Consider the following 21,976-nt stretch of genomic DNA (forward strand, 5'->3'; position numbering starts at 1 on the left):
GTGATCATCGTATTGTCACTTCTAGCGATGCGTATGCCTTCATTCCCAGTGATCAGTTTTGGTTCTCTGCTAGGTATTATTTGGGCAGTGATGATCCAAGATGTCGATTTCCTAACCGCGTTCAACACGGCTTGGGCTCCGTTTGCAATCTCATCTGGCGTAGATTTCATTGACTCAATCCTTAACCGTGGCGGCATGTCTTCAATGCTTGGGTCGGTAGCGGTTATCGTATTTGGCCTTGGTTTTGGTGGTCTACTAGATAAAGTAGGCGTGCTAGAGACTATCGCGAAGCTGTTTGAAAAACGCGTTCAAAGTGCAGGTTCATTGGCAACAAGCACAATTGGTACGGCCTTTATGGGCAACGTATTTGGTTCAGCGATGTACGTTTCACTTATCCTGACCCCAAAAATCTGTGCGAAGAACTATGACCGTCTAGGCTACAAACGTAAGAATTTGTCTCGTAACGCAGAATTTGGCGGCACGCTAACCTCAGGTATGGTCCCTTGGAGTGACAACGGTATCTACATGGCCAGTATTTTGGGTGTTGCTACACTGTCTTATGCCCCGTTCATGTGGCTGAGTTTTGTATGTATCATCGTAACGATCTTCACTTCTTACATGGGTTGGTTTGTTGATAAGTGCGAACCAACAGCAGAAGCAGTTGAAGAAGCTGAAGGCGAATTAAAGCAGCAAACCGCTTAACTTCGCAGAGATAGGAAGAACCTCCCTTTCGAATTCAATACTAAAAAAGAGCGCTTTAAAGCGCTCTTTTTTTATTTCCAAAACAAATCGTTAGCTTTGTTTGACTAGCGTTTTCACGGCTGCACGCTTCCCAAACCAATAGCCCAAGCCAAGCGGTGCAAAGAATATAACGGCAATGAACAGAATAAAGTAGATGATGGTACTTTTGACAAGTTCAATCAGCTTAGTCATTGCGAGATTCACAACCTCTTGCGACACTCGATCCATATCTTGAGCAAACTTCTCGCGCTCATGGGTAATGATCTGTGCGATTTCTTGGCGCTCTCTGGCAACCATCAGCTCTATAGCTTGGCGTTCTTCACCCAACTGAGATAAACGCGCCTCCGTCCTTTGATCGATATCGTCAACCAAAGGTTGTAACTCCAGCGCCATTTGTTCTGCCAAATAACGCATGTACTCTGGGTTGTTATCGATAAAATCCCTCATCGAATCAGCGGTAACTTGCAAACTATTGAGCGCCGCATTGACTTTTTCGATACTGGCAGAGCTATTCAAGGCCAACAACTGCGCTTTCCACGTCATAATTTTTGGTGTCTGCTCTGATACCAGACTTAGACGATCAGAGACATCCCCAAGTGCTTCTGGCATCGTGCCTAGCGTTGTAACGGCTTCCTCTTCGCTAATTTGGTTTGCATCTAACCACCTACGGTAAGCCGGAGTCCTAATCATGCTTAAATCAGCGAATGGATGCTGCTTGGCGAACTCTGCAACAAACGTTTGTGTCTTGATGTATGCTTCTTTCTTCAATAAAGATTGAGCCAGTTTATCTACCTCTTTCGCTAAATAAACGGAAACTAACTTGGCCTCATCAGACGCAAAGAGCTCATTACCAGAAGCGGTAGTAAAGAACTGTTCCATTTGTAGCGTGAAAGTCCATGTATCAATCAGTGCAGCCATTGGGGACACTTGGTATGCAGAAGCTTGGATGCCTTCTTCAGCATTTATCTTCCAAAGTAAAATATAAGATTGATGAACTTTATCATGAGGCTCATATTGTTCGTGTAGTGCGTCTGCTGCTTGCTCAACCTGAGCAAAAAACTGCTGCGCATACTCACGAGTCAAAAGACGCATATTGAGCTCTTGTTTGGTAAGAGGGACGGTTTGACTCTCGATCTTGACTTCGAGCAGGGAACACCCTGAAAGCATCATAACCAGCCCTATCAACATCATTGAAGACATTCGGCGAACGGACATGAAAACACCTTTAACAAATTGTATAGAACAGGAATAAAGCGAACTAAGTCATATAGTTCGAGCCTTTATTACCTCAACTCTTATGACATTAAGTCAGAGCAATATCAATCTGTTAGCGCTTCTGTTATCTTTTCACTATTGAGAACATTATTAGCAAAAAGTATGGTTTGTTTTAGGACATCATCTAAACATGCCAACTTCTCTTCCGGCACTTTTTGCCCTTGTTTAATCAACAGTTCAATATCACCCGAAATACAGTGCAATGGCATTGCACCTAAACTCCCTGAGACCCCTTTAAGACTGTGTGCGGCTCTTTGCGCTTGCTCTTTATCCTCTTCTAACAGCTGATACATTTTAGTGCCATCGCCAGAGTGGTCCTGAATAAAGACCTCCAGTAACATCCGCACAGCGCCCTCGTCACCAGACAGAGAATCTAACATTTTATTGATATCTATGTACGGCTCACGTTCCACTACTTCCACTTGTGATGAATTCACCTCATTACAACTTTCTTCGTTCATTTGGACGTTTTGAAAATTTTCTGACTGAGCTGAGGGAACAGCGTTAGCTCCATTTTCATCATCGCCAACTTGCTCTGACTTTTTATCATCGGTTCTGGGTAGTGGTATCGGTTGAATCGTTTTTGGGGAGAAGGCTCCCCATGAAATGAGGAAAAGGAGCAAACCACTGATTACAGACAACCAAACAATAAAAGTCATTAGCTTCTGTTCCAACTGATCATTTATCGAAGTTAACTGGTTCGGGAAATCTGGATTAAGCAGGTGGTTGGATAAATAACTGCCCTGTGCCTGAGCAGATAGTGCGCTTGAGGTTTGAGCAAGCTGGCGCTGAAGAGCGCTTCGCTCTTCGGGAGAGAGCGTCTCTGATTCAATAAAAAGTCGGTCTAAGTCACGGTAAGTATCGCTATTCGTTGCAGAGTCACTAAAGACAGACTCAAAAACAAGCGCACCTAAGCGATAGTACATTGCCTGAATTTGCTCAGAGTTTTCTGTTCGAGCACGGCTGCTTCGTAACTGTTCTGCTAACGAAACCAATTCACTGTCACTTCTTACAAAAGCTCGAGCACTTTCTAAAAATCGGTCGGTCGTATAAAGTAATTGAGTGATGTCTGGTGTGATTTTCCCTTCAGAAAACTCACTTTCAAGCTGTAAGCGAACTGCATAAGCCAACTGAAGTTTCAGTGAAATTTGGTCGACGTGTTTAACACGGTAAGGCAGATCGAAGTTAAAAAAGTGCCTGACTTCTTCAACTTTACTTCCTAACTCATTTACAGTCGAAATCGTTTGAATCGTTTGTTTGGCTTGCAGCCAAATGCCAAATGCTAAAACACACCACAAAACGAACCAGAACCAAACAAACCGCCGTATTCCTTCTTTTAGCTTCAGCAACACTTGCCCCTCGCATATCTCCATTAATTACAAGCATATACTATGGATGTTTCTTATTCACATAAAAAAAGAGAGCCGTTTGCTCTCTTTATTTAACGATATGATTTTAATTGCGACTTAACTGATCTTTTAGATTTGGAGGCGTCCCTTTAATCGTTAAGGTATCCGTCTCTGGATCATAAAAAATACGCTCGCCAAGTAAGAGACTATCGAAGCTAATATTCAAACCACCACCAGCTCCAACAAATTTAGTCAGTTTGCGAACCGTCGCACGATCACCTGGGAAAGACTCTTCAAGCTCGTACCCTTGCTCTTTGGTGAAATCCATAAAGCTCGTGCCATCTTGGCTTTGAGGAAGCTCTCCGGAAAGCTCTGAGATTTGAACCTCATCACCGGATTTAATTTGCTCATTGCAGTAGTCGTAAACTTGTTTCTTGTACTCGTTCACTTCTTGCTTTTCTAGCTTCGAGTCAGCACAAAAATCATCCACCGCCTGCATCAACACTAAGTTTTGTTGTTTAGTATCTAAGCCAATATCCGCTTGCAGAAAATCTAGGAAGAAGTCCGCCACTTTACGGCCAACGCGTCCTTTAATGTATTGCAGATAACGATTGGATTCCTTGTCGGTCTCGTAGCTCGACAGGTCGATGCGTGCGGCAATATCCATTTTGGTGATATCAAGGTAATCTGTCGCACTGATGTCCAAACCTTCGGTCACTTTTAAACTCTGATTCATTGGTAAGATACCGATGAACAAGTAGTCCGTTGCTAAACTCTGATACTCAGCGAAAACCAAGATACCTTCATCCGCAAATGGGTACTTAATCAACTCTTCTTTCAAGCGATTTGCACTAATTTGTGAGAAGTCGTAAAAATCTCGCTCTCCTTTGCGCATTTCTTGAAGCCAAAATTGAAATTCGCTGTCTGACTGGAAAGCGCCAAAACCTTTACCAGCTTTAGAATGGAATACTCGGTGAAGCTCAGCGACTAAGTTTTCTGTAGATGCATCGTTCTCTAATGATGCTGGACGAAAGTTTACAACCAGCTCGTCCTGATCGTTTTTGCACAGTTGATGCAGAATAACGTTTGAAAGATGAAGACTCATAGTGATTTTATCTTGCTACAAGGTTTTAGTTGATGGGCATTGTAGGTTATCATAAGCCGCTTTTACTATCATTATTAGAGTCTTTATGCCGATTACATCTAAATATACTGACGAGCAAGTAGAAAAAATTCTTGCTGAAGTAGCAACAGTTCTTGAAAAACATGCTGCTTCTCCTGAGTTGACGCTAATGATTGCCGGAAATATCGCAACCAATGTCTTAAATCAACGTGTTGCTGCTTCACAACGCAAAGCGATTGCTGAAAAATTTGCTCAGGCGCTAATGTCTTCTTTAGAAACACCAAAAACACACTAATCACGGACAATAGAACACATACATGGTAGACAGCGGAAACTCATACGGCGAACGTGTATCTCGACTAGTTGGTTGGGGTCACTGGTTTGCATTCTTCAATATCGTTGCATCGATGTTGATAGGCACACGCTACATTGTTCAGTCTCCTTGGCCCGAGACGTTACTTGGTCAGTTTTATCTGGCGGTTTCTTGGGTTGGTCACTTTGGCTTTCTAGTTTTCGCACTTTACTTGCTTGTTCTATTCCCGTTGACGTTTATCCTGCCATCGCGGAAATTGTTCCGTTTGGTGGCAGTGATTTTCGCAACCGTTGGGCAAACCATATTATTAATTGATACCCAAGCGTATCAGTCGATCAATTTGCACTTAACTCCCGTCGTCTGGGAGTTACTATTCAGCGAAGACAAAAGTGCACTCAGCACTGACCTACAACATTTATTTGTTGTGATGCCGCTGATCTTCCTTATTCAACTCGCACTATCCGAATGGGTATGGCGAAAACAGCGCAAACTATCTCATAAGCACGTAGGACGCCCTCTCGCGGCCGTCTTTTTCCTCAGCTTTATGACCAGCCATTTGGTTTACATTTGGGCAGATGCGTATTTTTACAACCCAATTACTAGCCAGCGTTCAAACTTCCCGTTGTCTTACCCGATGACAGCGAAGAGTTTTATGGAAAAACATGGTCTACTTGACCGTGAGGAATATCTAAAACGTTTAGCAGAAAACGAAGGCAACGTAGAGTTAGTCAACTACCCTCTTGAAAAGCTTGAGTTTAACCGCCGAGTTAATAAGCTCAATGTGTTGATGATCAGCATAAACAATTTACGAGCGGATGCGCTGAACCAAGAAGAGATGCCTAACCTCTATGAGTTTGCTGAAAACAATCAGAACTTCCGTAATCATTACAGCTCAAGTAATGATACATACGGGGCCTTTGGTTTGTTCTATGGCTTACCGACCAGTTATGCATCAAGCATCAAGGCGCAAGGTGCTTCCCCAGTATTGCTCGATGTACTGAAAGATCAGGGCTACAACTTTGGTTTATTCAGTGGCAGTGGGTTTGAAGATGATCTCTACTCAGAAATTATTTTCCGCGACTTGAACTTAGCGGAAGACCTAGATGGCACGCAAGCTCATACCGATAAACAATCTATCGCAAACTGGAATACATGGTTAGCAGAGAAAGCAAGTCAGCCATGGTTTAGTTACATCGAAGTCACCACCGTTGATAATTTTGAATCGATTCCTTCAAATAATGACGAAGAAATGCCCGCAAGTGAGCGATTCAAGAAAGCTTATGAATATGCAGTGAAGTCGGCGGATAGAACTATCGCCGGTATTATTGATGAACTAGAAACGACGGGACAACTGACAAACACCATCGTAATCATCACTTCTAATCACGGTAGTGAATTTAACGAAACCAATACGAACAGCTGGGGAGCAAACAGCAACTACAGCCGTTATCAATTACAAGTTCCGATGGTGATCCATTGGCCTGGAATGCTAGCTGGCGAATTTAATCACAGCACAAGTCACTTGGACCTCTCAGTTACACTGTTGCAAGATATGCTCGGCGTATCTTCCAACCCATATGATTACAGTAGTGGTCGCAACCTATTCGATGAAAGTCGTCGTCGCTGGATCTTGGCGGGCGATACTCGCGAGCTTGCCTTAATTACTAGCTCACAAACCACAGTGATCGATAAGTTTGGCAACTACAAGCTGTATGACAAAAACTACAAACGACTTCGAGATGATGCACCGAAGTTGCCAGTTTTGATGCAAGGTTTAACTGAGTTACAGCGTTTTTATTCTAAAAACGATTAATACCTAGCAATCCATATACTATTCAAACTCCCCTTTTTGGGGAGTTTTTGTTTATTTAAACAACACAAACCACAAATTTGCGCAGTAAACATCCAATCAGTTCAACTAGGGGTTTACAACATTTTCAAAGCCTTATATTATGCGCCTCAACAACGGAGAGATGGCTGAGTGGTTGAAAGCACCGGTCTTGAAAACCGGCATACGTTAATAGCGTATCTAGGGTTCAAATCCCTATCTCTCCGCCACTTTTAGAAAAAGCCCGCTAAGAAATTAGCGGGCTTTTTCGCATCTCCAGACTTAAAAAGATTTGTACAAATCACTTACCACTTCTTGAACGCAACTAAGCACTCCGCCACACTCCGAAAGAACCCACAAAAAATTAATGCCCTTTTCGTTCGTTCCAGTGTTGGATCAATTTGATATTTACATCTAGTTGTATCTACTCATCAATAAAGACTTCTTTAGCGGCATTGATAAGCTGCAAATGGATTGGGACGAGGTCAGCATGATTCGTTCGATATCCACCTCCAACGACAGCTGCGACAGGGATACCTCGAGATTTCACTGTTTGCATTAAAAATCTATCACGTTCTAAAATCCCTTGCGTCGAAACATCAAAATATCCAAGCTCATCGTCTTGATGTATATCGACACCAGCATCGTAGATAACTAAATCAGGGCGATGAAGATTAAGTGCCATATCGACCACTTCTTTAAACGCCATTAAAAAATCCTCATCACCTGTCCCTCGCACCAAAGGCACATCGAGGTCAGACTGAGGCTTCCTCGCTGGGAAGTTTTTATCACAGTGGAAAGAAAGCGTGATGATATCTGGCTCATCGTCACATAAAGTTGCTGTTCCATCCCCATGGTGAACATCACTATCAATGATCAATACTTTATCGACATGCTCGACTTCGAGCGCTTGCCTGGCCGCGATCACTAAGTCATTAAATAAACAAAAACCACTGCCAAACTCTTTGTGTGCGTGGTGATACCCACCACTCAAATGAATGGCCACACCGTACTCAAGTGCCTTTTTTGCGGTCAGAGCCGTGCCCGCTGCTGAAGTTAGCGTTCTGGTAATGAGAGACTCACTCCAAGGAAAACCTATTCGGCGCATCTTCGCAGCTGGCATGTTTCCACTAACAAGTAACTCGACGTATTCCTCGTCATGAACACGTTTTACTTCCCCAACAGTTAATGCTTCGGGCTGGAAAAACTGCGCGTGCTCTTTCCAGTTATCTTTCTCCATATGCACCAATACCGATTCATAGAGGTACTGGTATTTCATAATTGGGTAACGATGCCCCTCTGGCAACTCAAGTTGAGAATAAATCGGGTGGTAGATAAATGGCAGCATGAGAAATTCTTAATAACAATGGTAACGAAATAGTATCAACTTAAAGGGTTGAATAAAACGCAATTTAATTGATAATGATTTTCAATATCAATTAAATTTAATATACATATGAATTCTACTTTCTTTGCTATTCTCGGCGCACTGTTTGGCTCTCTTTGTGCCCTGTCCCTATTTTCATCTCTTGTTGTTGGTGCGTGGTGGTTGGTTGATTTTATTGTGCTTAACTAACACAATGACTTTCAACTGAAATCAAAAAAAAAAATAGGTGTTTGTATGAGTCAAACCGTCTTTATTACCGGAGCAAATCGCGGCATTGGCCTTAGCTTAACTGAGCTGTACCTGAAGCAAGGCCACCAAGTACATGCTACTAGCCGTTCCTTAGAGAACAGTTCAGAACTACAAACTCTAGCCTCACAATTCAGTAATCTGGTTTTGCACGAACTGGATGTCACTCACTACGAACAAGTCGCTAAGCTTGCCGATAAACTCCCTGCCATCGACTTACTCATCAATAATGCAGGATATTACGGCCCCAAGGGATATGGCTTTGGAAATACTGACGTAGAAGCATGGCGTAAAGTCTTCGAAGTAAACACCATTGCTCCGTTAAAACTGGTTGAGTACTGTTACCCTCGCTTACAACAAGGCAAGATAAAAAAGATTGCTTGTATCTCATCAAAAGTCGGCAGTATGACCGAAAATACGTCCGGTGGCGGCTATATTTATCGCTCATCGAAAGCGGCGCTTAACTCGGTTGTTAAAAGCTTAAGTAATGATTTAACACCTGAAGGGTTTACTGTTTTGGCGCTTCACCCTGGTTGGGTAAAAACGGCGATGGGCGGGCCAAATGCTTTGATAGATACGCAAACCTCCGCACAAGGCCTAGCGAACGTGATAGAGCTGAGCACACCGCAGCTTTCAGGTCGATTTATTAACTACGATGGTACTGAGTTACCTTGGTAGCAGCATTAAGACACAACCATCACTAAACCAAATATCATCAAAGCCAGGCTTCATAATCGTGACTTGGTTGGCAAACATAATGTTCATCAGTGATCCACCAGCATAATTCGTGCAATCTAACTTGAATTTATCTACATCCAATCCAGACTTAGGAAAAAGTAGAACAAATAAGGAGAAAGCACGATGGCAGCAGATAGGGATTTGGTTAATTTTAGCGAAGAGCACGAACTAAATTACTGCTTGAGAAGTGCTGGTAAACGCCAAACTCAAGCGAATCGAGATACATTAGTTGACTTGGGCAACCAGGTGAAAGAGGTACTGGACAAACGCGTGTTAACTCAAGGTGAAGTAAGAGGCGCGATCCAAAACCACGGTGATCTGTTCGAGTAATCTATTTTCAAGCATGCGCGGAGTTTAATTACGCCGCGCTTGTCCTATGCCTGCTTACCTTTGGTTGCACGAGATTTAGTCGCGCCACCATTCTTTGAATAACTGCGCTTTTTACGTTTAAACGCAGGACGTTCCACCTTGGGTAGATGACGTAATGAATCAGGGATAGGCCCTGCTTTTACTTGTGCCATCAAGCTATCAATGCGTTGTTCCAGTGCTTGCATGAACGGCTGATATGCTTGATTTCTCTCTGCCATACCTTGTAACTGGTGCTCCCAATGAGCCGTCATATCAGGGTATGTTGAATCTTCTGGCAAGGCATGAATGAGACCTCTTCCCGCAGGAGAACTGAGAATTGACTTACCTTGACGCGTAAGCAGTTGGCGTTTGAACAGCGTGTCCAAAATACCAGCGCGAGTCGCTTCCGTGCCTAGCCCATCAGTGTCACGAAGGATTTTTTTCAGTTCTTTATCCGCAACATAACGGGCGATCCCGGTCATCGCTTGCAACAGCGATGCCTCGGTAAAATGCTTTGGTGGCTCGGTTTTTCGGTCTTTTATTTCCCCTTCACGACAAGTTAACACGGTGCCTTCGGGTAGCGGTGGCACGGCATCAATACCTTCATCTTCCTTGTCAGTTTTGCCCATTAGCGCTTTCCAACCCGGCGAAACTAACTGACGACCTTTCGCGACAAACGTACCACCAGCGATATCGAAAACCAATTTCGCTTCTGCGTAAACCGCCGCCGGATAGAACTGCATGAGGTACTGGCGCGCAATCAATTGATACACTTTCATCTCATTGCCGGAAAGCGCATTCACATTAGCTTGCTTCGGTGTAGGGATAATCGCATGGTGCGCATCCACTTTTTTATCGTTCCAGGCTTTGGACTTTAATGTTAAGTCTGCTCCCTGAACGGCAACTTGCAACTCTTTTGCGTTATTCGCAATAGCAGTTGTCACCATCCCTGCTTGTGAGTAGTGTTCCATTGGTAAATAGCGACAATCTGAACGCGGGTAAGTGATCAGCTTGTGCTTTTCATACAATGCCTGACAAGTATCTAGTACTTGTTGCGCACTCATACCATAGCGCTTCGCGGCATCGATCTGTAAAGCAGATAACGAATAAGGTAATGGTGCTGATTGCTTGGTTTGCTTTTGTTCCGACTCTGTCACTTTTGCGGGTTGATTTGCAATACGGTTTGCAACATTTTCTACCAACTTACGGTTTAATACTCGACCTTCTTCGTCCTGCCAAGGCTTGCATGCCTCACTTGGCTTCCAACGAGCACGAATATCAAAAGTACCATTGGCATCTTGATATGGGATCAGAGCATGTAGGGTAAAATAGTCCTTCGGGACAAAGTTTTCGATTTCTTCATCACGACGCACCACTAAGCCAAGAACTGGCGTTTGCACTCGCCCTACCGAGAGAACACCTTGATACCCTGCTTTTTGACCAAGCAAGGTATAAGCACGAGACATGTTCATACCATACAGCCAATCAGCCCGAGAGCGGGCCAATGCTGAAACTGAAAGTGGGATAAACTCGCGATTACTGCGCATAGAGCTGAGAGCACGTTTAACCGCAGGTAAGTTCAAGTCGGAAATCAACAAACGCTGTGTAGATTCCTTCTTGGTTTTAGATAACTTGCAATAGTCCAGAACTTCATCAACTAACAGCTGACCCTCTCGATCTGGGTCTCCTGCATGAATGACTTCGTTAGCTTCTTTGAGCAATTTACGAATCACTGTTAATTGCTTACTTGCACTTTTCCTCGGTCTGAGCTGCCATTGCTGCGGAACAATTGGTAAATCTGCCATATTCCACTTTTTATAACGCTCATCGTAAGCGTCGGGTTCGACTTGTTCGAGTAAGTGGCCGATACACCAAGTAACGATATCCCCGTTCCCACAGCGGATGAATCCTTGATCTTTCTTTTGAGGGTTTGGCAGTGCAGCGGCAATCGCACGGCCTAAACTTGGTTTTTCAGCAATAAACAGACGAGACATAACGTTTTGGAAATAAATATAATTAGGGCCACATTATCGAATGTAGCCCTAATAAATCAAGAAAAACTGTATAAATAAACAGTCAGTTTATTTAAGTTTTTAGTTATAGGAATTCAACAAACTGAGAAAGGTCACGCTCAGGAACTTTCATCGGTGTACAACCAGGCGTGCCTAAGTACAAGAAACCAACAATCTCATCGTCACCCTCTAAACCAAATGCTTGATGAACTTCTGGATGGAACATCCACTTACCTGAGCGCCAAAACCCTTGAAAGCCTTGCGCTACGGCTGCCATTTGCATCGCTTGTACAGCGCATCCCGCAGATAAGTGTTGCTCTAGTGCTGGTACTTTCTCATGTTCTGTTACTTTAGCAATCACCGTGATCACCATTGGTGCGCGAAATGGGGCATTCTTTACCTTTTCGACCACCGCTTCATCACTATTTTCAGCTTCTGCCGCTTTTACCAATATATCTGACAGTTTTTTCAAACCATCGCCCTGTGCGATAACGAAACGCCAAGGGGTTAATCCCGCATGGTCAGGCGCACGAAGGCCAGCACGAATGATGTTCTCAAGTGCTTTACCTTCTGGAGCAGGCGCGGATAACTTCGCGATAGATCGGCGATTGAGCAAAAGATCGAGAGCGTCCATGAAAGAATCCTTATTGAATATCGTTGTTATTTTGTTTACGCCACTTTAGCACAATCTGCTCCTGCGAATAACAACCGGTTTTCTGTGGGCTTGATAACGTGCTTCACTTAACATCAATCTGGGTTTAATGTTAATTTATTCGCGAAATGAATAAGTTGAACATAGGCAGGTTGATGAACAAGGACAAACAAAACAGCATTTACGAAAAGATCGTTAATGACGAAGATGCCCGTGCCTGTAAGGCGATTCCTGAATCAGCTTGTCATCAAGTTCCCGGCAACTTTCTTAAAATCATTCTCGCTCAGTTTTTAACGAAGGTCGGCGATGCGTTAATCAACCCTAAAGTCACGTTGCCGTGGATACTACAAAGTCTCGGGGCACCGGTTTATTTAATTGGTTGGCTGGTTCCTATTCGTGAGTCAGGATCCCTTATCCCACAACTTAGCATCGCGCACTACATCCGACGCATTCCAGTAAGAAAATGGGTCTGGGTAATTGGCAGCATCTTGCAGGCTCTTTCCATATTTGCAATCGGATTGGTCGCATTAACTCTAACAGGAGCAGCTGCGGGTTATGGTGTGATTGCATGTCTTGTGATCTTCAGCCTCTCACGCGGTTTAAATTCCGTCGCATCAAAAGATGTATTGGGCAAAACCATCCCTAAAAACCAACGAGGTCAAGTCAACGGCTGGTCTTCAAGCGCTGCTGGCCTGGTTACGCTGCTTTTCGCTAGCCTTCTGGCACTAGCCTGGTTATGGGACGTAGAGCCGACAGAGCGCTTTTACGGTCTGAGTTTAGGCTTAGCGGGCGTCATATGGCTCATCGCGGCATTCGTCTATGCGCGAATTAATGAGTATGCCGGTGAGGTAGACGGTGGTCGAAATGGCGTCCTCGAAGCATTTAAACAACTCGCGTTACTTAAGACAGACGTGACCTTTCGTCGATTCGTTATCACGCGGACACTATTTTTATGTTCTGCGCTGAGTGCACCGTACTACGTTGTGCTGGCACAGCAATCTCTGGGTGGACAGCTCTGGGTGCTAGCTCTCTTTATGTTTGCGAGTGGCTTGGCCTCCTTTGTGTCAGGTCCTTTCTGGGGAAGAATGTCCGATCGCTCTAGCCGCAGTGTGATGGTCATCGGCGCAATGATGAGCGCGCTACTTGGTATTGTGTTATTTGTTTACGATACATGGATCACCGCTAGCCAAAGCTTCCTATTCGTGATTCCTCTGCTTTACTTTTGTGTTTGTATTGCCCACGACGGAATACGAGTCGGACGAAAAACCTATTTAGTTGATATCGCAGAAGGTGACAAACGGACGAGCTATGTAGCCGTGAGTAACACAGTGGTTGGGATAATGCTGCTTCTAATGAGCTCTCTTGGTGTTATGTCGAACTTCTTGAGCCTTTCAGCTGTGGTGTTAGTGTTCTCTTTTATTACTTTTGCTGGCGTGGTAATGGCCAAACAACTGCCAGATATCAGTGACTAGTTCTATACAAAAAAGCTGCGCTCAAAGCGCAGCTTTTATGGTAAACACACATTAAAAGGCTAGAGTTTTACCGCCAATTTAACACCTTGACGAATCGCACGCACAGCATCAAGTTCACCCGCATGGTCAGCTCCGCCAATGATATGAATCTTCTCTCCAAGTTCAGACCATTTATCTTCAAACGGACGTACAGACTCTTGCCCAGCACAAATGATAACTTTGTCTGCATTAAGTACCTGCGCGCTTCCGTCTACATGAATGTGCAAACCTTGATCATCAATTTTATCGTAAGACACGCCGCCGATTAAATGTACGCCCCGTTTTTCAAGGGTACGTTTATGGATCCAACCTGTCGTTTTACCCGGACCTTTACCTACACGACCTTTACGACGCTGAAGTACCCAGACTTCTTTATCGCTGACCGCATCAGGGTAAGGGTATAAACCACCCGGCTGAGACATCTCTTTGTCGATTCCCCATTCATGCAACCAGTCATCCAACGTTTGTCCAACTGGCTCTGTGAGCATGGTCGCGACATCTACGCCAATGCCACCAGCACCAACGATAGCCACTTTCTCACCGACTGGCGTTTTGTCTCGAATGAGAGTTTGATAGTCGACGACTTTCTCTGGGTTATCAATTCCATCAATATTGACTTTACGTGGCTCAACACCCGATGCCATCACTATCTCATCGTACTCTGTGAGTAAGTCATAGTTCGCTTCCGTCGATAAGTGCAGATTCACGCCTGTTTCATCAATACGGTTAGCGAAATATCGTATCGTCTCTCGAAACTCTTCCTTACCAGGGATCTGCATCGCAAGACGGAACTGACCACCGATGCGGTCGTTCTTTTCGAACAAATCAACCTTATGGCCACGTTCAGCCAGTGTGGTCGCACAAGCCAAGCCCGCAGGGCCAGCACCAACAACTGCAATGTTTTTCTTTTTAAAGGCTGGTTCAACAACAATTTCGGTTTCATAGCACGCTAGAGGGTTCACTAAGCAACTGGCGCGCTTACCTTTAAACACGTTATCTAGACACGCCTGATTACAACCAATACACGTATTAATAAGCTGCGCTTTTTCCTGTTCGGCTTTAGCAACAAAGTAAGGATCGGCCAAGAATGGGCGCGCCATCGAAACCATGTCGGCATGACCTGAAGATAAAATACGTTCTGCTTCATCTGGCGTATTTATACGGTTGCAAGTGATAATAGGAACCGAAACGTGAGGTTTAACTTTTTCCGTAACCCATGTAAACGCACCGCGTGGTACTTGAGTCGCAATTGTCGGAATTCGAGCCTCATGCCAACCGATACCCGTATTAATAATCGTGACGCCAGCCTCTTCAAGTGCTTTCGCCAATTCGATAACGTCTTCAAAAGTGCTGCCCTGCTCGACAAGATCCAGCATAGAAAGACGGAAGATGATGATGAACTTGTCACCTACCGCCTTGCGTACCGCTTTAACAATTTCTAGCGGAAAACGCATACGTTTTTTATAGCTGCCACCCCATTCGTCGTAACGCATATTAGTACGTTTACATAAGAATTGGTTTATCAAGTAACCTTCCGAGCCCATTAACTCGACGCCATCATAACCAGCAAGCTGTGCTAACTCCGCACTATTAGCAAACGCGTCGATGGTTTTCTTTATCTGGCGGTCGCTCATTTCACTCGGAGCAAACTTTGCAATTGGCGCTTTAATGCCAGATGCACTTTGCGAGAATGGATGCATTGCATAACGCCCAGCATGGAGAATTTGCAACGCAATTTTACCACCGTGCTTGTGCACCGCTTCTGTCACAACTTTGTGGGCTTTAGCATGTTTTGGCTTGCTGAATTCAGCACTCAACGGGTGTAAACGACCGCGTAAGTTAGGAGAAAAACCTCCGGTTACAATCAGTCCGACACCGCCTTTCGCGCGTTCTTCATAAAAAGCAGCGAGCTTCTGTAATCCTTCTTTGTGCTCTTCTAAGCCCGTGTGCATTGATCCCATCAGAACTCGGTTTCGTAATTGTGTGAAACCGAGATCCAGTGGCTTTAATAGGTTTGGGTACATGGCAGACATCACTTAACATCCATTGTTATTATCATGGTCTGACCAGATTAAGCCTGCTCAACCAAAAAATCAAACAAGCGTTTACATTTTTGTAACACCGATCAATCTCGTGTGAAAATATGCCAATTGTTGAGTGGTCGTGATAAGCTAAAAAAATGTTATCTTTTGAGATCTTAGAGATAAGAACCCATACTTTGTTAGACTCGGCGTAACTATCTCGTTATGGAGACAAGATGAAAAAACTCTTCAAATTTATTGGTTTGATATTTAAAGGGATATGGAAAAGTATCACTTTCATCAGACTCGCACTGGCAAACCTAATTTTCTTGCTGATGATTGCCGTTTTCTACTTTGCCTTTACTTATACCGGAGACGGTCAACCTGTCGTCGAAAAAGAATCGGCATTGGTGATGAACCTTTCAGGCCCAATTGTCGAACAAAGACGTTATGTAAACCCAATGGACTCTTTTGCTGGTTCCCTTTTGGGTAATGAGTTACCGAAAGAAAACGTCCTTTTCGATATCGTTGATACTATTCGCTACGCGAAAGACGATCCTAAAGTATCTGGATTAGTGCTAGCACTGCGAGACATGCCAGAAACAAATCTCACGAAACTACGTTACATCGCGAAAGCGTTGAACGAATTTAAAGCGTCAGGCAAACCCGTTTACGCCGTAGGTGATTTCTACAACCAAAGCCAATATTACTTGGCAAGTTACGCTGACAAAGTTTATCTGGCACCTGATGGTGGTGTATTGATTAAAGGTTACAGCGCTTACTCAATGTACTACAAAACGTTACTTGAAAAGCTTGACGTTTCCACTCATGTTTTTCGCGTAGGTACTTATAAATCCGCTATCGAACCGTTTATTCGTGATGACATGTCCGATGCGGCGAAAGAGTCAGCAACACGCTGGGTTACTCAATTGTGGAGTGCTTTTGTTGATGACGTAACAACAAACCGAAACATTGATGCGAAAGTGCTTAATCCAACCATGGATGAGCTGATTAACGAGATGAAGTCTGTAAATGGCGATATTGCTCAGCTCGCAGTCAAACTGGGGCTAGTGGATGAACTTGCGACACGCCAAGACATTCGCACTCTATTTGCAAAACAGTTTGGTAGTGACGGCAAAGACAGCTACAACGCGATTGGTTACTACGACTACCTTGCAACGATTCGTCCCGATTACACACTACCTCAGCACGACATCGCCGTTGTTCTAGCCAGTGGCGCGATTATGGACGGTCAACAACCTCGCGGAACTGTTGGTGGTGACACGGTCGCAAGCTTGCTGCGTCAAGCACGCAATGATGAAAAAGTGAAAGCGGTCGTATTACGAGTAGATAGTCCAGGAGGCAGTGCCTTTGCTTCTGAAGTGATTCGTAACGAAGTAGAAGCTCTGAAGCAAGCAGGTAAGCCGGTTGTTGTATCCATGTCGAGTTTGGCCGCTTCTGGTGGTTATTGGATTTCAATGAGCGCAGACAAAATCGTTGCTCAGCCAACAACCCTGACGGGCTCCATTGGTATATTTAGTGTCATCACCACGTTTGAAAAAGGCTTTAGCAAGTTAGGTATTAATACTGATGGCGTTGGCACATCGCCGTTCTCAGGTGACGGTATTACCACTGGCCTTTCTGAGGGCGCGTCTCAAGTGTTCCAATTAGGTATCGAACACGGTTACAAGCGCTTTATTTCTCTAGTTGGCGAGAATCGCGATATGTCTCTAGAGGAAGTTGACAAAGTTGCTCAAGGTCGAGTTTGGACTGGCCAAGATGCACTATCCTTTGGTCTTGTCGATCAAATGGGTGACTTTGATGATGCTGTAGAGCTAGCGGCGAAACTAGCGAACGTAACCGATTACGGCATTTACTGGGTAGAAGAGCCTCTTTCACCTACTGAACTATTTCTACAAGAGTTTATGAAACAGGTAAAAGTCTCTCTAGGTATTGATGCAACAAGCTTGCTACCAAAAAGTCTTCAACCCGTAGCTCAACAATTCGAACAAGACGCAAGCTTGCTCCAAAGCTTCAACGATCCTAAAGGTCAATACGCATTTTGTTTGAACTGCCAAGTGCAGTAGTTTTTCCATTAATATTACAAAGGGCACTTCTACTTGAAGTGCCCTTTTTATTAGGCTTTGCATCTCCTCAGATGACTTTCTGATGCTGTGCGTATAGCCTCGCATCTCAAGGTTATTTAGGTATATAATCCCCGCCTCTGTTCCCCTACACGAAAGAAAAAACGATGACTAGAAAACACATCTACATCGCTTACACCGGTGGTACCATCGGAATGCAAAAATCCGACCACGGCTATGTGCCTGTTGCTGGCTTTATGGAAAAGCAATTAGCAAGCATGCCCGAATTCCATCGTCCTGAAATGCCGGATTACACCATCCACGAATACGACCCTCTGATTGACTCATCAGATATGACACCTGCTGACTGGCAGCAGATTGCGAATGATATTCGTGACAACTATGACAAATACGATGGTTTCGTTATCCTACATGGTACTGACACCATGGCGTACACAGCGTCAGCATTGTCTTTCATGCTTGAAAACCTTGGTAAGCCAGTGATTGTAACGGGTTCACAAATCCCTCTCGCAGAGCTGCGTTCTGACGGCCAAGCAAACCTATTAAACGCGCTACATATTGCGGCAAACTACCCGATCAACGAAGTAACTTTGTTCTTCAATAATCAATTGATGCGTGGTAACCGCAGCACAAAATCTCATGCTGACGGTTTTAATGCCTTTACTTCACCAAACCTTCCTCCACTATTGGAAGCTGGGATCAATATTCAAGTTAGCAACAGCGTAACCGTTGGTGCACAACCAGAAGGTGAGTTTAAGGTTCACAACATCACGCCACAACCAATCGGTGTGATCACCATGTACCCTGGTATTTCACACGAAGTTATCCGCAACACGCTTCGTCAGCCCGTGAATGCGATGATTCTTCTGACTTTTGGTGTCGGCAATGCTCCTCAAAACCCTGAGCTGCTTGGTCACCTGAAAGAAGCCTCTGAGCGCGGCGTTATTGTCGTAAACCTAACTCAGTGTTTGGCAGGTAAAGTGAATATGGGCGGATATGCCACAGGTTGTGCGCTCGCAGACTCTGGTGTTATCAGTGGCTTTGACATGACGCCCGAAGCGGCGCTGGCAAAACTACACTACCTTCTAAGCCAAAACCTTTCTTACGAAGAAGTAAAAGAGAGAATGCAACAAGTACTGCGTGGTGAAATGAGCCTGTAAGTTCAAGCTTTCTGCGATCTAAAAAGCCCAATACAATTTGGGCTTTTTTCTTTCAAAATCAAAATAATAAAATTTTGAGAAATAAGGCGTAAGGATTAATCAATGTTCGGATTCACACGAACAATATCGCTCTCTTCTCCGCTGAATTGTTTTTTAAGCTCTTGTTTTGATTTAAAACTGATTTCACCACCGGCTGCAACCGTCATATGCTGCGCATCAGTATTATGTTTTGATTGATACAACATCACAGCTTGCATACACGAATCTCGCTGCTCTTTAGAAAGTGTTGTACCCTCAGGCCATCTTCCCGTTTCTACTGCATAGACTAAGCGATCATAAACTTCTGGAGTCATCGCTTGTAATAGTTGTTCTGCGTCCATAGTGTACCTTCTTATTACATTCTATTTACAGAACATAACGGGTTAAGAAACTGAGTCAAGAATACGAAAATGAATTGGTGTAACGGATCACAAGCAAAGCCATGAAAAGAACAAACTGGTTACTTCTCAGCCTCGCATGTTTTGTGCTATCGGGCTGTTTTGAAGGTAACGTGACAACCGAAGAGTTGTGCCAAAAAACACCAGAACTGCGTTGCGAGCAGCTCAATATGGATGACGGCCAATGTCGAATTCCAAGAACAAATTTGGTTTGGCATCGGTTTGAGCAATTGAAAAACCCATCGGAAGCAAACCAAATCATCGAATACGGTCTGGTCGCTGAATATAGGAAATGCTTAGAACTCGCCTCCCAGATCACCCCTATTGATCAAAGTGCTCTCAAAAGACAACGCTTTAATGCATTGGTACACAGTATTGATGAGCTAGAGCGCATTGTAAACGAGTTAAAAGGCTCAGAAGACCCGGCTACTTTGTATTTCTTATGGTCTCAAACGGGAGATACTCAAGCTCGGCGCGCATTTTTACAAATGGAAGGGTCTCCCCAATTAAATAATGCTGAGATGCAATATGCATTAGCCACTTTTTATACCAACCGAGATACCAAGAAAACCCTGGAGCTTCTTAATAACGCGTTGTCTTTATCTGATGAAGACAACATCAATCCGGTCATTCTCAAGTCAATGGCAAGTATTCATCAGGGGCTTGGAGACAAAGAGCAAGCGTATCTATGGGCAATGGTCGCGAAGAGATTCGACGTACTGCTTGCTGATGAAAAGCAGCTCCAACGTATGTTCAATTTCAGTCATCCAGAGCGATATAAGCAGTTGGATGAATTAGCCGAATCGGTGGCGAAAGCCATAGAGAAAGGTATCTATTCCCCAGCAATGATACCCAGTGAGATATAAACGAAAAACTCCCGCAATGAGCGGGAGTTTTTATTTAAGTCGAGCGACACTCAGATCACCGTTGAGCATGAATCATCCTGAAAGGATAAAACATCTCGAGCACAATTTTGTCGTTATTATTCTGATTTGTTGAAAATTAACGACACAGAATTAACACAAAAACGCTCTCCTGTGGTCTGTGGGCCATCTTCAAAAACGTGCCCTAGATGGCTATCACACGTTGCACAACGAATCTCTGTACGTACCATTCCGTGACTTAGATCTTCTAAATAGCGCACCGCTTGATCGTTGATAGGCGCATCAAAACTTGGCCATCCGCAGCCAGAGTCATACTTGTTATCAGAGACAAAGAGAGGGGCATTACAACAAGTACAAGCATAAACACCAGTTTCCTTATTATGCAGTAGCTTACCGCTGAAAGGAGGCTCTGTACCTTGCTCTCGGCAAACACGGAACTCTTCATCAGACAGTTGCTCACGCCACTGTTCATCTGACTTCGTCACTTTTTTCCCGCTTTGTTCCACGACTTTCGGCTCCTTATTTACTGTTCTTGGTATTGACTTTTTTAGCAAAAAACTTGCTTCTCTTAACAGTTGTAGCACATACTTTCTCACCAGGACACCATGCGTAATTAATTTGATAAGAGCACTTATCTCACCAGTTATATTACGCCAACTGGGCTACAGAAGAATCAGTTAAAAGTTTAAAAAACGTACATTTGCAAAGAATTGTTAAAAAAAGCGTCGCTTTTTTTTGACTTTAAACAAGTTAAGTCCGATTATCACTTGCAGATGTTTACTGGATTCTGTAATTTTACTACCAGTTATCTTTAATCAGAAATTAAGTTGTGGAGCAACTATAATGACTATCAAAGTAGGTATTAACGGTTTTGGCCGTATCGGTCGTTTCGTATTCCGTGCAGCGCAAGAGCGCAACGACATCGAAGTAGTAGGTATTAACGACCTTATCGATGTAGATTACATGGCATACATGCTTAAGTATGACTCAACTCACGGCCGTTTCAACGGTACTGTTGAAGTTGAAGGCGGTAACCTAATCGTTAACGGTAAAACTGTACGTGTTACTGCAGAGCGCAACCCTGAAGACCTAAAATGGGACGAAATCGGTGTTGACGTTGTAGCTGAAGCAACTGGTCTTTTCCTAACTGACGAGACTGCACGTAAGCACATCACTGCTGGCGCGAAAAAAGTTGTACTAACTGGTCCTTCTAAAGACGCTACTCCAATGTTCGTTAACGGCGTAAACTTCGACACTTACGCTGGTCAAGACATCGTTTCTAACGCTTCTTGTACTACTAACTGTCTAGCGCCTATCGCTAAAGTTCTTAACGACAAGTTCGGTATCGAATCTGGTCTTATGACTACAGTTCACGCAACTACAGCAACTCAAAAAACTGTAGATGGTCCTTCTGCTAAAGACTGGCGCGGTGGTCGTGGTGCTTCTCAAAACATCATCCCATCTTCAACTGGTGCTGCTAAAGCTGTAGGCGTTGTACTTCCAGAAGTAAACGGCAAACTAACTGGTATGGCTTTCCGCGTACCAACTGCTAACGTTTCTGTAGTGGACCTAACTGTTAACCTAGTTAACGGTGCTTCTTACGAAGACATCTGTAAAGCGATGAAAGAAGCTTCTGAAGGCGAACTAAAAGGCGTTCTAGGCTACACTGAAGATGCAGTTGTATCTCAAGACTTCATCGGCGAAGTTTGCACTTCAGTATTCGATGCTAAAGCTGGTATCGCGCTAACTGACAAATTCGTTAAGGTTGTATCTTGGTACGACAACGAAATCGGTTACTCAAACAAAGTTCTAGACCTAATCGCTCACATCTCTAAGTAATTAGAAA

Annotated in this window: 19 protein-coding genes and 1 tRNA gene; 11 read left to right on the plus strand and 9 right to left on the minus strand. The window is 44.0% G+C overall.

Annotated features, from left to right (window positions below; translation table 11 throughout):
• On the plus strand, positions 1–702 hold a 702-nt coding region (locus tag R7041_RS18275; RefSeq protein WP_318128674.1), incomplete at its 5' end, for a Na+/H+ antiporter NhaC family protein.
• 90 nt (positions 703–792) lie between these two features.
• On the opposite strand, the gene R7041_RS18280 is transcribed toward R7041_RS18275, so the two are convergent.
• From R7041_RS18280 to yejK, 3 genes are all read right to left on the minus strand, one after another.
• Positions 793–1,956: a hypothetical protein gene (locus tag R7041_RS18280; RefSeq protein WP_005380725.1), complete on the minus strand. Its 1,164-nt coding sequence runs from the start codon at positions 1,954–1,956 to the stop codon at positions 793–795.
• Positions 1,957–2,060: 104 nt separating this feature from the next.
• A complete protein-coding gene (locus tag R7041_RS18285; protein WP_206949288.1) occupies positions 2,061–3,389 on the minus strand; it encodes an Hpt domain-containing protein in 1,329 nt (442 codons plus the stop codon).
• An 82-nt stretch (positions 3,390–3,471) separates the two neighbouring features.
• A complete protein-coding gene (yejK, locus tag R7041_RS18290) occupies positions 3,472–4,470 on the minus strand; it encodes a nucleoid-associated protein YejK (RefSeq protein ID WP_005380723.1) in 999 nt (332 codons plus the stop codon).
• A gap of 85 nt (positions 4,471–4,555) precedes the next feature.
• On the opposite strand from yejK, the gene R7041_RS18295 reads away from it, so the two are divergent.
• The 3 genes from R7041_RS18295 to R7041_RS18305 all read left to right on the plus strand — a co-directional run bounded on the left by R7041_RS18295 (position 4,556) and on the right by R7041_RS18305 (position 6,859).
• Positions 4,556–4,783, plus strand: a complete 228-nt coding sequence (locus R7041_RS18295) for a YejL family protein (RefSeq protein ID WP_005380722.1) — start codon at positions 4,556–4,558, stop codon at positions 4,781–4,783.
• Between the two features lie 22 nt (positions 4,784–4,805).
• Positions 4,806–6,614 (plus strand): DUF3413 domain-containing protein, encoded by a 1,809-nt coding sequence (locus R7041_RS18300; RefSeq protein WP_005380721.1) that lies wholly within the window; start codon positions 4,806–4,808, stop codon positions 6,612–6,614.
• A gap of 154 nt (positions 6,615–6,768) precedes the next feature.
• A tRNA-Ser gene (locus R7041_RS18305) sits at positions 6,769–6,859 on the plus strand.
• 194 nt (positions 6,860–7,053) lie between these two features.
• Here the strand turns inward: R7041_RS18305 and R7041_RS18310 are convergent.
• A complete protein-coding gene (locus tag R7041_RS18310; RefSeq protein WP_206949289.1) occupies positions 7,054–7,977 on the minus strand; it encodes a histone deacetylase in 924 nt (307 codons plus the stop codon).
• Positions 7,978–8,250: 273 nt separating this feature from the next.
• Between R7041_RS18310 and R7041_RS18315 the strand changes: the two genes are divergently transcribed.
• Together R7041_RS18315 and R7041_RS18320 are read left to right on the plus strand one after the other, a co-directional pair.
• Positions 8,251–8,940 carry an SDR family oxidoreductase gene (locus R7041_RS18315; protein ID WP_206949290.1) on the plus strand — a complete coding sequence of 230 codons (690 nt, stop codon included), beginning with the start codon at positions 8,251–8,253 and terminating at the stop codon, positions 8,938–8,940.
• A 183-nt stretch (positions 8,941–9,123) separates the two neighbouring features.
• The gene (locus R7041_RS18320) at positions 9,124–9,330 is read left to right on the plus strand and encodes a hypothetical protein (RefSeq protein WP_005380717.1); all 207 of its coding nucleotides are present in this window, start codon (positions 9,124–9,126) and stop codon (positions 9,328–9,330) included.
• A 44-nt stretch (positions 9,331–9,374) separates the two neighbouring features.
• Here the strand turns inward: R7041_RS18320 and R7041_RS18325 are convergent, their stop codons facing one another.
• Positions 9,375–11,342, minus strand: coding sequence for a DNA topoisomerase III (locus R7041_RS18325; protein ID WP_171342838.1), 1,968 nt, complete (start codon positions 11,340–11,342; stop codon positions 9,375–9,377).
• Positions 11,343–11,445: 103 nt separating this feature from the next.
• The gene (locus R7041_RS18330; RefSeq protein ID WP_005380711.1) at positions 11,446–11,994 is read right to left on the minus strand and encodes an NAD(P)H nitroreductase; all 549 of its coding nucleotides are present in this window, start codon (positions 11,992–11,994) and stop codon (positions 11,446–11,448) included.
• A gap of 173 nt (positions 11,995–12,167) precedes the next feature.
• Here R7041_RS18330 and R7041_RS18335 point away from each other — a divergent pair, with 173 nt between their 5' ends.
• Positions 12,168–13,484, plus strand: a complete 1,317-nt coding sequence (locus tag R7041_RS18335) for an MFS transporter (protein WP_031780932.1) — start codon at positions 12,168–12,170, stop codon at positions 13,482–13,484.
• Between the two features lie 59 nt (positions 13,485–13,543).
• Here R7041_RS18335 and R7041_RS18340 read toward each other — a convergent pair whose 3' ends face one another.
• Positions 13,544–15,556, minus strand: a complete 2,013-nt coding sequence (locus tag R7041_RS18340) for an NADPH-dependent 2,4-dienoyl-CoA reductase (protein ID WP_169628456.1) — start codon at positions 15,554–15,556, stop codon at positions 13,544–13,546.
• A 224-nt stretch (positions 15,557–15,780) separates the two neighbouring features.
• On the opposite strand from R7041_RS18340, the gene sppA reads away from it, so the two are divergent.
• Together sppA and ansA are read left to right on the plus strand one after the other, a co-directional pair.
• Complete coding sequence (gene sppA, locus R7041_RS18345) at positions 15,781–17,631, plus strand: signal peptide peptidase SppA (protein ID WP_005380705.1); 1,851 nt, start codon at positions 15,781–15,783, stop codon at positions 17,629–17,631.
• 164 nt (positions 17,632–17,795) lie between these two features.
• Complete coding sequence (gene ansA, locus R7041_RS18350; RefSeq protein ID WP_017635822.1) at positions 17,796–18,809, plus strand: asparaginase; 1,014 nt, start codon at positions 17,796–17,798, stop codon at positions 18,807–18,809.
• 95 nt (positions 18,810–18,904) lie between these two features.
• Here the strand turns inward: ansA and R7041_RS18355 are convergent, their stop codons facing one another.
• Positions 18,905–19,189, minus strand: a complete 285-nt coding sequence (locus tag R7041_RS18355) for a YeaC family protein (protein ID WP_005380700.1) — start codon at positions 19,187–19,189, stop codon at positions 18,905–18,907.
• A 101-nt stretch (positions 19,190–19,290) separates the two neighbouring features.
• On the opposite strand from R7041_RS18355, the gene R7041_RS18360 reads away from it, so the two are divergent.
• The gene (locus tag R7041_RS18360) at positions 19,291–20,112 is read left to right on the plus strand and encodes a DUF2989 domain-containing protein (protein ID WP_206949291.1); all 822 of its coding nucleotides are present in this window, start codon (positions 19,291–19,293) and stop codon (positions 20,110–20,112) included.
• 116 nt (positions 20,113–20,228) lie between these two features.
• On the opposite strand, the gene msrB is transcribed toward R7041_RS18360, so the two are convergent.
• The gene (gene msrB, locus R7041_RS18365) at positions 20,229–20,636 is read right to left on the minus strand and encodes a peptide-methionine (R)-S-oxide reductase MsrB (protein WP_005380698.1); all 408 of its coding nucleotides are present in this window, start codon (positions 20,634–20,636) and stop codon (positions 20,229–20,231) included.
• A gap of 337 nt (positions 20,637–20,973) precedes the next feature.
• Between msrB and gap the strand changes: the two genes are divergently transcribed.
• Entirely contained in the window at positions 20,974–21,969 is a 996-nt protein-coding gene (gap, locus tag R7041_RS18370) for a type I glyceraldehyde-3-phosphate dehydrogenase (protein WP_005380697.1), read from the plus strand.
• Positions 21,970–21,976 lie beyond the last annotated feature (7 nt).

The organism is Vibrio sp. 1751 (assembly GCF_033339895.1).
GTDB classification, from domain to species: domain Bacteria; phylum Pseudomonadota; class Gammaproteobacteria; order Enterobacterales; family Vibrionaceae; genus Vibrio; species Vibrio alginolyticus.